Origin of the sequence: Streptomyces sp. NBC_00631, assembly GCF_045206895.1 — a bacterium.
In the GTDB taxonomy this organism is placed as follows: Bacteria; Actinomycetota; Actinomycetes; order Streptomycetales; family Streptomycetaceae; genus Streptomyces.
In genome coordinates this window covers 2981917-2994325 of sequence record NZ_CP107734.1, presented here as the reverse complement: position 1 = coordinate 2994325, position 12409 = coordinate 2981917, and the positions used below count along the sequence as shown (strand labels likewise).

At 70.4% G+C, this 12409-nt stretch carries 9 protein-coding genes; 4 read left to right on the top strand and 5 right to left on the bottom strand.

The window, feature by feature from the left end:
* Position 1: 1 nt before the first annotated feature.
* The 4 genes from OHB00_RS13735 to OHB00_RS13720 all read right to left on the bottom strand — a co-directional run bounded on the left by OHB00_RS13735 (position 2) and on the right by OHB00_RS13720 (position 5705).
* A complete protein-coding gene (locus OHB00_RS13735; protein WP_361283835.1) occupies positions 2 to 940 on the bottom strand; it encodes a branched-chain amino acid ABC transporter permease in 939 nt (312 codons plus the stop codon).
* A 110-nt stretch (positions 941 to 1050) separates the two neighbouring features.
* A complete protein-coding gene (locus OHB00_RS13730) occupies positions 1051 to 2259 on the bottom strand; it encodes a branched-chain amino acid ABC transporter substrate-binding protein (protein WP_406445766.1) in 1209 nt (402 codons plus the stop codon).
* Between the two features lie 572 nt (positions 2260 to 2831).
* Positions 2832 to 3323 (bottom strand): PaaI family thioesterase, encoded by a 492-nt coding sequence (locus OHB00_RS13725; protein ID WP_406434669.1) that lies wholly within the window; start codon positions 3321 to 3323, stop codon positions 2832 to 2834.
* Between the two features lie 87 nt (positions 3324 to 3410).
* Positions 3411 to 5705, bottom strand: coding sequence for an FdhF/YdeP family oxidoreductase (locus OHB00_RS13720; protein WP_406434667.1), 2295 nt, complete (start codon positions 5703 to 5705; stop codon positions 3411 to 3413).
* Positions 5706 to 5959: 254 nt separating this feature from the next.
* Between OHB00_RS13720 and polA the strand changes: the two genes are divergently transcribed.
* The gene (gene polA, locus OHB00_RS13715; protein ID WP_406434665.1) at positions 5960 to 8686 is read left to right on the top strand and encodes a DNA polymerase I; all 2727 of its coding nucleotides are present in this window, start codon (positions 5960 to 5962) and stop codon (positions 8684 to 8686) included.
* A gap of 164 nt (positions 8687 to 8850) precedes the next feature.
* Entirely contained in the window at positions 8851 to 9228 is a 378-nt protein-coding gene (locus tag OHB00_RS13710; protein ID WP_406434663.1) for a hypothetical protein, read from the top strand.
* On the opposite strand, the gene OHB00_RS13705 is transcribed toward OHB00_RS13710, so the two are convergent.
* A complete protein-coding gene (locus tag OHB00_RS13705) occupies positions 9164 to 10003 on the bottom strand; it encodes a DUF4184 family protein (RefSeq protein ID WP_406434661.1) in 840 nt (279 codons plus the stop codon). The genes OHB00_RS13710 and OHB00_RS13705 overlap by 65 nt on opposite strands.
* A 312-nt stretch (positions 10004 to 10315) precedes the next feature.
* On the opposite strand from OHB00_RS13705, the gene OHB00_RS13700 reads away from it, so the two are divergent.
* Positions 10316 to 12112, top strand: coding sequence for a lytic transglycosylase domain-containing protein (locus OHB00_RS13700; RefSeq protein WP_406434659.1), 1797 nt, complete (start codon positions 10316 to 10318; stop codon positions 12110 to 12112).
* Positions 12113 to 12262: 150 nt separating this feature from the next.
* Positions 12263 to 12397 (top strand): SPW_0924 family protein, encoded by a 135-nt coding sequence (locus OHB00_RS13695; protein WP_406434657.1) that lies wholly within the window; start codon positions 12263 to 12265, stop codon positions 12395 to 12397.
* Positions 12398 to 12409: the final 12 nt, after the last annotated feature.

Below are 12409 nucleotides of genomic sequence, written 5' to 3'. Positions count from 1 at the left end.
CTCACGCCCTGTCCGCGACGCGTTCGCCGAGCAGACCCTGTGGTCTGAAGAGGAGTACGAGGATCAGCAGGACGAAGGCCCACACGGAGGCCCAGCCGCCACCGCCGAGCTGCTGCATGCCGGGGACGTTGGCGATGTAGGCGGTGGCCATGGCTTCGGCGATACCGAGGACGAGGCCGCCGAGCATGGCGCCGTAGATGTTGCCGATGCCGCCGAGGACGGCCGCGGTGAACGCCTTCAGACCGGCGATGAAGCCCATGTCGTACGAGACGGAGCCGTACTTGAGGCCGTAGGAGACACCGGCGACGGCCGCGAAGAAGCCGCCGATCGCGAAGGCGATGACGATGATGCGGTTGGTGTCGATGCCCATCAGCTGGGCGGTGTCCGGGTCCTGGGCGGTGGCCTGCATGGCGCGGCCGGTGCGGGAGAGCCGGACGAACAGGGCGAGGATCGCCATGCACAGCGGGGCGGCGATGATCAGGAAGATGTCACCGCTCTGCACGGTCACCGAGCCGATGTGCAGCGGGCCGAACGGCAGTTGCGGGAAGACCCGGGCGGTCTTGGCGTCGCCGTCGACGTGGTACCAGTTGAAGACCGCCTGCTGCAGCGCGAGCGACAGGCCGATCGCGGTGATCAGTGGCGCGAGGCGTGGTGCGCCGCGCAGCGGTCGGTAGGCGAAGCGTTCGGCGCCGACGGCGATGAGAACGGCGACCAGGGCACCGCCGATGAGCATCGCCGGCAGGGCTACCCACATGGATATGCCGTCCGGCAGGAGAAGGTAGACCGTGAGGGCGCCGAAGCCTCCGGTCATGAAGATCTCGCCGTGGGCGAAGTTGATGAGCTGGACGATGCCGTACACCATCGTGTAGCCGATGGCGATCAGACCGTACATCGAGCCGAGGAACAGCCCGTTGGCCAGCTGCTGCGGCAGGGTGTTCACCGCATGGCCTCCATGTGGTGGGGAGAGTCAGGGGGGCGGTAGAGGTCGGGCCGCGCGGTGACGGTTGGTCTGCGCCGCGCGGCCCTGGTGGTGCGATGTGTTACGGCTGGTTACTTCGGGGTGGCCACGCCGCTCTGGACGGACTTCCACGCACCGCTGACGACCTTGTAGACGGTCAGCTGCTTGTTCGTGGTGTCGCCGTACTGGTCGAACGCGATCTTGCCGGAGATGCCCTCGAAGGAGGTGCTCTGGACGGCGCTGACGATCTGGGAGCGGGCGTCGGTGGGGATCTTGCCGTCCTTCACGACGGTGCCGACGGCCTTGATGATCGCGGTGGTGGCGTCGTAGGAGTACGAGCCGTAGGTGCCGTAGTCGCCCGGGTACTTCTTGGCCTTGTAGGTGGCCACGAAGTCCTTGGCGGCGGGCAGGGTGTCGACCGGGACACCGATCGAGGTCACCAGGTCGCCCTCGGAGGCCTTGCCGGCGGTCTTGATGTAGGTCGGGGTGAACATGCCGTCGCCGCCGAACAGCGGGATGTTGGCGCCCGCGGCCTTGAGCTGCTTGGTCAGCACCTCGGACTCGTCGTACTGGCCGCCGTAGTAGAGGATGTCGGCGCCCGAGTTCTTGATCTTGGTGACCAGGGTGGAGAAGTCACGGTCGCCGGTGTTGACGTGGTCGGTGCCGATGACCTTGCCGCCCTGCTTGGCGAACTGCTCCGAGAAGATCTTCGACAGACCCGCGCCGTAGGTCTGCTTGTCGTCGACGACGAAGGCCTTCTTCTTCTTGGCGACGTTGTAGGCGTAGTCCGCCGCGTAGGCGCCCTGCAGGGCGTCGGTGGTCGCGGTGCGGAAGTACGTCTTGAACGGGCGCGACGGGCTGGTCTGCCAGTTCTTGCCCATCGTCAGCTCGGGGTTGGTGTTGGACGGCGAGATCTCCACCAGGTTGGCGGTGGCGAAGACCTGCTGCATCTGCGTGGCCACACCGGAGTTGAGCGGGCCGACGACGCCGAGCACGGTCTTGTCCGAGACGAGCTGGGTGGCGTTCTGCTGGCCGGTGGCCGGAACCGCCTTGTCGTCCAGCGCCTTGATCTTGAAGGTGACGCCCGGGACGGTCTTGTTCTTGTTGGCGTCGTCGACGGCGATCTGGGCGCCGTACTGGATGCCGAGACCCGTGGCGGAGTTCGCGCCGGTCAGCGGGGCGTCGACGCCGATCGTGACCGTCACGTTGCCGCTGTCGCCGCTCTTGCTGTTGTCGTCGCGGGAGCCGCAGGCGGTGAGGGTCAGGGCTCCGGTGGTCAGAATGGAGGTAAGAATCACCAGAGAACGCTGTCGCACAATCGATCCTTTCCGTGGGCAGTGCGCCCCCTTGCAGGGAACGACGAGTGCCGCGCCGGTACCGAACTCCCCATGGAGCGGTGACTGGCCGTGACTCTAAGCGCGGGCGAGGAACGTGGAGGAGTGCTTGACCAAGGCTGTGACGCTCTTGTTATGACACGAGGTAATGCAGAGCGGTACAACGTGGGGGGAAAGCAGGAATTAAGCCCGATTCGCCCCGTCCGCATTCTGAGAACCTGCAGGACCCTGCGTGATCCGTTCAGGCGTCTCGACGGTTTTGGCCATGACCGGCGACCGTTGCTGTGGGCGACTTCCGGGGTGGGCGTGGGACGCGGCCTACCCCGGGATCTGGGGGTGAAACAGCGAATGTGGATTACACGCGTATTACGTAGAGTTACGCCGGAGAAAGAAAGTCAAGGCTTCGGAAGTTTTTCGCATTTCATGGCGGGGCGGGCGGGGCGCACCAGAGGCGAGGGGGACCGCTCGCCGTGCTCTTACCAGGCAGGGCGCTGACCTCGGCTCGCGGTGCCGAGGCCCCTCGCCCCGCCGGGGACCGGTCAGGCGCCGGCGCCCCGGAGGTGGACCTCGTCGCCCCGGCGCACGTCACGCAGCAGACAGGTCAGGCGGGCGCTGCACACCCGCCGCCCTTCCTCGTCGCTGATCACGATCTCGTACGTCGCCGTCGAGCGCCCTCGGTGGACGGGGGTGGCCACGCCGGTGACCAGGCCGGAACGGGCCCCCCGGTGATGCGTGCAGTTCAGGTCGACACCGACCGCGATCTTCGAGCTGCCGCCGTGCAGCATCGCGCCGACCGAGCCCAGCGTCTCCGCCAGCACCGCGCTGGCGCCGCCGTGCAGCAGCCCGTACGGCTGGGTGTTGCCCTCCACCGGCATGGTGCCGACGACCCGGTCCGCCGAGGCCTCCACGATCTGCACGCCCATGCGGTTGCCGAGGTGGCCCGCCGAGAACAGGGCCCGCAGGTCGACACCGAGCGAGGCGTACTCGTCGATGACCTCCTGCGGGAACTTCACGTGCTGCTGCTCGCCCATGGGCCGGCTCCGTTCGTCTGCGGCTGTCTCCCTGCTGAGCAAACGCTCAGTAGGCCGCCGATTCTTCCAGACGCGCTGAGCAGGCGCTCAGCCGCCGGCTGCCGGCCGCTGCACCCCGGTCTCCAGACGGATCACCACGGACTTGCTGGCCGGGGTGTTGCTGGTGTCCGCGGTCGCGTCGAGCGGCACCAGCACATTGGTCTCCGGGTAGTACGCGGCCGCGCAGCCCCGGGCGGTCGGGTAGTACACCACCCGGAAGCCCGGCGCCCGGCGCTCCACGCCGTCCTTCCACTCGCTGACCAGGTCCACGTAGGACCCGTCGGCGACGCCCAGCAGCCGGGCGTCCTCCGGGTTCACCAGGACCACCCGGCGGCCGTTCTTGATACCCCGGTAGCGGTCGTCCAGGCCGTAGATGGTGGTGTTGTACTGGTCGTGCGAGCGCAGCGTCTGCAACAGCAGCCGGCCCTCGGGCAGTTCGGGGTACTCCACCGGGGCCGCCGTGAAGTTCGCCTTGCCGGTGGCGGTCGGGAAGCGGCGCTCGTCGCGCGGGGCGTGCGGGAGCGCGAAACCACCCGGGTGCGCCACGCGCGCGTTGAAGTCGTCGAAACCGGGGATCACGCGCGCGATGCGGTCCCGCACGGTCGCGTAGTCCTTCTCGAACTCCTCCCACGGGGTACGGCTGCCCTCGCCGAGCACCCGGCGGGCCAGCCGGCACACGATCGCGGGCTCCGACAGCAGGTACGGGCTCGCGGGCTCCAGACGGCCGCGCGAGGCGTGCACCATGCCCATGGAGTCCTCGACGGTGACGAACTGCTCGCCACCGCCCTGGAGATCGCGCTCGGTCCGGCCGAGCGTCGGCAGGATCAGCGCCCGCGCGCCTGTGACGACGTGCGAGCGGTTGAGCTTCGTCGACACGTGCACCGTCAGCCGGGCCCGGCGCACGGCCGCCTCGGTGACCTCCGTGTCGGGGGTGGCGGCGACGAAGTTGCCGCCCATCGCGAAGAAGACCTTCGCCTCGCCGTCACGCAGCGCGCGGATGGCGCGGACGACGTCGAAACCGTGCTCGCGCGGGGGTGCGAAACCGAACTCCTTCTCCAGTGCGTCCAGGAAGGCGGGGGCCGGCCGCTCGAAGATGCCCATCGTGCGGTCGCCCTGCACGTTCGAATGGCCGCGCACCGGGCAGACTCCGGCGCCGGGGCGGCCGATGTTGCCGCGCAGCAGCAGGAAGTTGACGACCTCGCGAATGGTCGGCACCGAGTGCTTGTGCTGGGTGAGCCCCATGGCCCAGCAGACGATGGTGCGCCGCGAGGCGAGCACCATGCGCAGCGTCTCCTCGATCTCCGCGCGGGTGAGGCCGGTGGCGGTGAGCGTCTCCTGCCAGTCGGCGGCACGCGCGGCCGCCGCGAACTCCTCGTACCCGTGGGTGTGCTCGCGGACGAACTCCTCGTCGACCGCGCCCTCCGTCTCCACGACGAGCTTGTTGAGGAGCCGGAACAGGGCCTGGTCGCCGCCGATGCGGATCTGCAGGAACAGGTCGGTGAGGGCGGCGCCCTTGATCATGCCCTGCGGGGTCTGCGGGTTCTTGAACCGCTCCAGGCCGGCTTCCGGGAGCGGATTGACGCTGATGATCTTCGCGCCGTTGCCCTTGGCCTTCTCCAGAGCGGAGAGCATCCGGGGGTGGTTGGTACCCGGGTTCTGCCCGGCGACGATGATCAGGTCGGCCTTGTACAGGTCCTCAAGCGAGACGCTGCCCTTGCCGATGCCGATCGTCTCGCTCAGCGCCGAACCCGAGGACTCGTGGCACATGTTGGAGCAGTCCGGCAGGTTGTTGGTGCCCAGCTCGCGCGCGAAGAGCTGGTACAGGAACGCGGCCTCGTTGCTGGTCCGGCCCGAGGTGTAGAAGACCGCCTCGCCGGGGGAGGAGAGGGCCGCGATCTCCTCGCCGATGATGTCGAAGGCGCGCTCCCAGCTGACCGGCTCGTAGTGCTCGGCGCCCTCGGCGAGATACATGGGGTGGGTGAGCCGCCCCTGCTGGCCGAGCCAGTAACCGCTGCGGTGGTGCAGGTCGGCCACGGAGTGCGCCGCGAAGAACTCGGGCGTCACCCGGCGCAGGGTGGCCTCCTCGGCCACCGCCTTGGCGCCGTTCTCGCAGAACTCGGCCGTGTGCCGGTGCTCGGGCTCGGGCCAGGCGCAGCCGGGGCAGTCGAAGCCGTTCTTCTGGTTGACGCGCAGCAGCGTCAACGTGGTGCGCTTCACACCCATCTGCTGCTGGGCGATGCGCAGGGTGTGCCTGATGGCGGGCAGCCCCGCGGCCGCGTGCTTCGGCTCCGCGACCCGCGGCGCGTCCTGGACCGGATCCCCCTTGGGCGGCTTCGTCGCCATCGCACGCTCTCTCTCTACACCGGCACGGCTGCCATGTGCCCTCGATACTCGCACGCGCCACCGACATCGATCGAGCACGGGTCGCCCAAGGAACGGAACCAATGCTTGAGCACCCGGACCGTCTGCCTGCCGCGGGCGCCGATGCTTCCGCCGCGGCTCCGAGCAGCCACGACGACGCTGTCCGGCGGTGCCGAGCAGACCGCGCCCACGACCGTCGGCCCTCACTGTCAGTGCGGCGTGGCAGGATCGGGGGCGTGGCAGAGACAGCAGCGAAGCAGACCGACAAGACCCCCGGCGGTATCCGCCCCCGGCTGATGCTCATGGACGGGCACTCGCTGGCCTACCGCGCGTTCTTCGCGCTGCCCGCGGAGAACTTCACGACCGCGACCGGCCAGCCGACGAACGCGATCTACGGCTTCGCGTCGATGCTGGCCAACACCCTGCGTGACGAGGCGCCCACGCACTTCGCGGTGGCGTTCGACGTCTCCCGCAAGACCTGGCGCTCCGAGGAGTTCACCGAGTACAAGGCGAACCGCTCCAAGACCCCGGACGAGTTCAAGGGCCAGGTCGAGCTGATCGGCGAGCTGCTCGACGCCATGCACGCCCAGCGTTTCGCCGTCGACGGCTTCGAGGCCGACGACGTCATCGCCACCCTCGCCACCCAGGCCGAGGCCGCGGGCTTCGAGGTGCTGATCGTCACCGGCGACCGCGACTCCTTCCAGCTGGTCACCGAGCACACCACGGTCCTCTACCCGACCAAGGGCGTCTCCGAGCTGACCCGGTTCACCCCGGAGAAGGTCTTCGAGAAGTACGGCCTGACGCCCGCCCAGTACCCCGACTTCGCCGCCCTGCGGGGCGACCCGTCCGACAACCTCCCCGGCATCCCCGGCGTCGGCGAGAAGACCGCCGCGAAGTGGATCAACCAGTTCGGCTCCTTCGCCGAACTGGTCGAGCGCGTCGAGGAGGTCAAGGGCAAGGCCGGCCAGAACCTCCGCGACCACCTGGAGTCGGTCAAGCTCAACCGCCGGCTCACCGAGCTGGAGCGCGGCGTGGAACTGCCGAAGACGGTCGCCGACCTGGAGCGCGCACCGTACGACCGCAAGAGCGTCGCGATGATCCTGGACACCCTGGAGATCCGCAACCCGTCGCTGCGCGAGCGGCTCTACGCCGTCGACCCCGGCGCCGAGGAGGCCGAGTCCACGCCGATCACCGAGGCGGGCGTGGAGGTCGACGGCTCCGTCCTGGGCACCGGCGAGCTGGCCGGCTGGCTCGCCGAGCACGGCACCGGGCCGCTCGGCGTCGCCACCGTCGACACCTGGGCGCTCGGCACCGGCTCGGTCGCGGAGGTCGCGCTGGCCGCGGCCCAGGGAGCGGCGGCCTGGTTCGACCCGGCGGAGCTCGACGAGGCCGACGAGAACGCGTGGGCGGCCTGGCTGACCGACGCCGTCCGTCCCAAGGTCTTCCACAACGCCAAGGGCGCCATGCGGGTCTTCGCCGAGCACGGCTGGACCATCGAGGGCGTCACCATGGACACCGCGCTCGCCGCCTACCTGGTCAAGCCCGGCCGCCGTTCCTTCGACCTGGACGCGCTGTCCATGGAGTACCTGCACCGCGAGCTGGCCCCCGCCGCCGCGGCCGACGGCCAGCTGGCGTTCGGCGCGGACGACGGTGCCGAGGCCGAGGCGCTGATGATCCAGGCCCGCGCGATCCTCGACCTCGGCGAGGCCTTCGAGGCCCGGCTCCAGGAGGTCGGCGCGGGGGACCTGCTGCGTGACATGGAGCTGCCCACCTCCGCCCTGCTCGCCCGGATGGAGCGGAACGGCATCGCGGCGGACCGCGCGCACCTCGAAGCCATGGAGCAGATGTTCGCGGGCGCGGTGCAGCAGGCGGTGAAGGAGGCGCACGCGGCGGCCGGCCACGAGTTCAACCTGGGCTCGCCCAAGCAGCTCCAGGAGGTCCTCTTCGGCGAACTGGCCCTCCCCAGGACGAAGAAGACGAAGACCGGCTACACCACCGACGCCGACGCACTCGCCTGGCTCGCCGGCCAGACCGACAACGAACTGCCGGTGATCATGCTCCGGCACCGCGAGCAGGCCAAGCTCCGGGTCACGGTCGAGGGCCTGATCAAGACCGTCGCCGCCGACAGCCGGATCCACACCACCTTCAACCAGACCGTCGCCGCGACCGGCCGCCTCTCCTCCACCGACCCGAACCTCCAGAACATCCCGGTCCGCACCGACGAGGGCCGGGCGATCCGCCGGGGCTTCGTCGTCGGCGAGGGCTTCGAGTCGCTCATGACCGCCGACTACAGCCAGATCGAACTGCGCGTGATGGCCCACCTCTCCGAGGACGAGGGGCTGATCGAGGCGTTCACCTCCGGGGAGGACCTGCACAACACGGTCGCCTCCCAGGTGTTCGACGTCGACCGCTCGGCCGTCGAAGCGGAGATGCGCCGCAAGATCAAGGCGATGTCGTACGGCCTGGCGTACGGCCTGTCGGCGTTCGGCCTCTCCCAGCAGCTGAACATCGACGCGGGCGAGGCCCGGGTCCTGATGGACACCTACTTCGAGCGCTTCGGCGGGGTCCGCGACTACCTGCACCGGGTCGTCGACGAGGCTCGTGCCACCGGCTACACGGCGACGCTCTTCGGCCGCCGCCGCTACCTCCCCGACCTCAACAGCGACAACCGCCAGCGCCGGGAGGCGGCCGAGCGGATGGCGCTCAACGCGCCCATCCAGGGCACGGCGGCGGACATCGTGAAGATCGCCATGCTGAGGGTGGACGGCGCACTGCGCGAGACAGAGCTGAAGTCCCGCATGCTCCTCCAGGTCCACGACGAAATCGTCCTGGAGATCGCCCCCGGCGAGCGGGACCGGGTCGAATCCATCCTCCGCGAGCAGATGTCCAACGCGGTCCATCTCAGAGCTCCGCTGGACGTCTCGGTGGGCGTCGGCCCGGACTGGGAATCAGCCGCGCACTAGCCTCCGGCGCGAGCCGACAGCGGGCTCGTCTCCAAGGAGGCCGAAGGAGGGCGCCGCCCGCCGACCGGCGGAGCGGCGCCTTACCGCCTTCCTGTCCGCCGCCCGGTCACTCGCGTGGCCCCCGTCAGAACGCCCCCGCACCCGCCACCGGCAAGGATGCGACCATGGGTATACGTATGGTTCACCGCCGGACGCCCCAGAGCAGGCCCTGGGCCAAGGCTCGTTCCGCCTCTGCCGCTGCCCAGGTCACGGCGGATTCGCCGGCCCCGGCCCAGGCGGCCGATGCCAGTTCCGCCCGCATCCCCGCCGACCTCGCCGTCACCGCACGCCGAACGGCCACCCGGCTCCGGCGCAGGCTCCGCACCCGCCCCGACCCGCGGCAGTGGCTCGACCTCGCCCGCAGCTACCTCGCGCTGCTCCTCGCCGCGCTCCCCGTCCCCCGCCGCCCCCGCACCATGACCGTGTTCGTGGCGAGCCTCACCGGACGGCAGACGGACTCCGCCGCACGTCCTCGGCCACCGGAGCCGGACGCCACACCCTGACCGCCACGGCGTACCCCAGCACCCCGAGCAGCAGCCCCGCGCCCGCTCCGAAGAGCACCGTGGGCAGCAGCTCCCAGGGCTTCGCCGCAGCCCCCCAGTAGTCCCACCACCGCACCGCCCGCCGCACCGCCGCGAACAGGGCGCAGCCGGCGACCGCGGCGCCGGCCCACCACCGGTCCCGCACCGAAAGCAGCGGCACCCCCACCGGCTCCCCGGCCGGCGCCCGGCGCACCGCGCGGACCGCGAACACGGCGAGCACGGCCGCGCCCACCGCCGAACTGCCGTACTGCAGCAGGGTGTAGAGCGGAACGCCGGCGAAGTTCCGGCCGATCGCCGGGATCAGCCGCGTCCCCCAGCGGTCATGGTGCGTGAACGCGTCCCAGACGACATGCGTGAGCGCGCCGAGCACGGCGGAGACGTACCACCACGCGGCCACCCGGAGCCCGGCACGCGCGCGTGGCGCCCCGCAGCGCAGCAGCGCGGCCGTCCGCCCCTGCCGGGCGCGGGGCACGAGGGCCACGACCGGTTCCCGGACCAGCAGCCACAGCGCCACCAGCGCCCAGGAAATGAGCACGTCGACGGTGAACACACCGGTGAAGGAGTGCGTGAACTCGCCGAACTCCATCGCGTCCGGCACCGCGCTCGCCGCGTAGTAGGTGAGGTCGGGGGAGAAGGACCCCGCGACGAGCACCGCGGGTACCAGCCGCCCCCGCCCGGTCCCGTCGCCGCGCACGGCGGGCAGTACGGCGGCGGCGTGGCTGAGCGTGAACGGCATCCGGGCCCCCTGGAGCAGTCGTCGGCCGGAGTGCCGAACAAGTGATCGCGTACGACAAGTATCCGCGACACCACCATCGTTCAACGGGAGATGGCCAACTGGTGAAAACCGGGCACCGCCGGGTGTCCGTGGCAAGGAAGTTGTCGTAGGGTCGCCTGGGTCGCCGCCCGGCGTGCACGGCCGGACGCGCTACCTCACCACGCGAAAGAGGTAACAGGGGGCAACCACAGCACCGGGTCGACCGTCACACCAGGGGCGAGCAGACAGACGGAGACGGGCGCTCAGAAGGCGCCCATGGGAGGGGTTCACCTTATGGCGGCGCAATTCGGCAGGCGGCTGCGCAAGGGAGCGGCGACGACCGCCGCGGCCGCGTTGGCGGTAGCGGCTCTGTCCGCGTCCCAGGCACCTGGCGCCACGACCGGAGACATGGGCAGACAGGCCAACGCCGGCGCCAGCACCTCCGCGTCCGACGAGTCCGGCGCCACCGGCGACTCGCCGTACTACACGGACCTGCCGCCGCTCAACAGCCCGAACCCCGGTCCGAGCTCCAGCGCGAGCCCCACCGCCTCCTCGTCGAGCATCGGCACCGCCGTCTCCCGGGGCGCGGCCGAGGCCGGCATTCCGGCCACCGTCCTGGACGCCTACAAGAAGGCCGAGGCGGAGCTGCGCGGCTCCAAGCCCGGCTGCAAGCTGCCCTGGCAGTTGCTCGCCGCCATCGGCAAGGTGGAGTCCGGCCAGGCCCGCGGCGGTGACGTGGACGCCGAGGGCAACACCCTGCACCGCATCCTCGGCCCCGAGCTCGACGGCAACGGCTTCGCGCTCATCCAGGACACCGACGGCGGCAAGTACGACGGCAACAGCGAGTACGACCAGGCCGTCGGCCCCATGCAGTTCATCCCGTCGACCTGGGCGTGGGCGGGCCGCGACGGCAACGGCGACGGCGTCAAGGACCCCAACAACGTCTACGACGCGGCACTCGCCGCCGGCCACTACCTGTGCCGCAACGGCTGGGACCTGTCCGTCCAGGCCGACATGAACAGCGCGATCCTCAGCTACAACAACTCGCAGGACTACCTCGACCTTGTCCTGTCCTGGTACGAGTACTACCGCAAGGGCACCTACTCGGTCCCGGACGGCACCGGCACGCTGCCGCAGAACCGCAGCGACGGCTCGACCGGCTCGGGCTCCGATTCCGGTTCGGGTTCGGGTTCGGGTTCCGGTTCCGGTTCCGGTTCCGACGGGTCCACGCAGAAGCCCGGCAAGACCACGCCGACGCCCGACGAGCCCAAGCCGGGCACCCCGAGCACGAAGCCGAGCCTGCCGCCCACGGCGACCGACACCGTGGACCACCTGGAGGACGCGGGCACCGGCACCGCCACGCTCACGGCGATGGCCGGTGACGCGTTCGCCAAGCGGATCAGCACGCGCGCGGAGACCAAGGCCGACCGGATCGTCGCCAAGATCCGGGTCCGCTTCACCATCGTCGGGGACACGGACGCGACCTTCGCAGGCGGCGAGAGCGTCGCCACGGTCGTCACCGACAGCAAGGGCGTCGCCGTCGCCCCGGCGCTCCAGGCCGGCGAGAAGACCGGCGACTTCACGGTCCGCGCCGCCGTGGTCGGCCGCACGGCCAAGGGCATCGACTACGACGCGACCGTCACCGCGCGCGCCGCCGACACCCTCGCCCTCGTCAACACCACCGCGCCGACCTGCACCCCGGGTGGCGAGTTCACCGAGCAGGTCCAGGCGAAGGCCACCTACCAGGGCGCTGTCGCCGACAAGGTCGCCGCCGCCGCCACGCTCGTCAAGTCGGCGGACGACACGAGCGAGAACGACAAGGGCCCGTACTTCAAGGACGCGAACGGCAACGCCGTCCGTACCCTCACGGATCTCCAGACGGACGCGAACGGCCTGCTCACGCTGCCCAAGCTGTACGCGGACGACACCACGGGCACGTTCCTGCTCCGCATCACCACCACCGGCGGCGCGACGCTCACCGTCGAGCTGACCGTCGCCGCGGCCGAGGCGTCGTCCAGCCCGTCACCGAGCCCGTCGGCCTCCGCCTCGGCGTCGGCCTCCGCCTCCCCGAGCGCTTCCGCCACCTCCTGAACCACCGTCGTACGACGACCAGGGCGCCCTCCCGCCGACGCGGGACGGCGCCCTCGTCGTCGTACGACCTGTTCTCATCTCACCCTCCCGTTGCTACGGTGCCCGGACCTGACGATCCATCAGGAAGTTGTCGGCCGTAGGGAGGCCCGCATGCGTGCCCTGATCGCCGCCGCGACCGGTCTCGCTCTCGCGATCGTCCTGGTCGTGACGGTCGGTGCCCTCGGGGCGCCGGACGGAAAGACATCCCCGAAGCCGCTGCTCACGACGGTGCCCGCACACCCGTAACCGCCGCCCAGG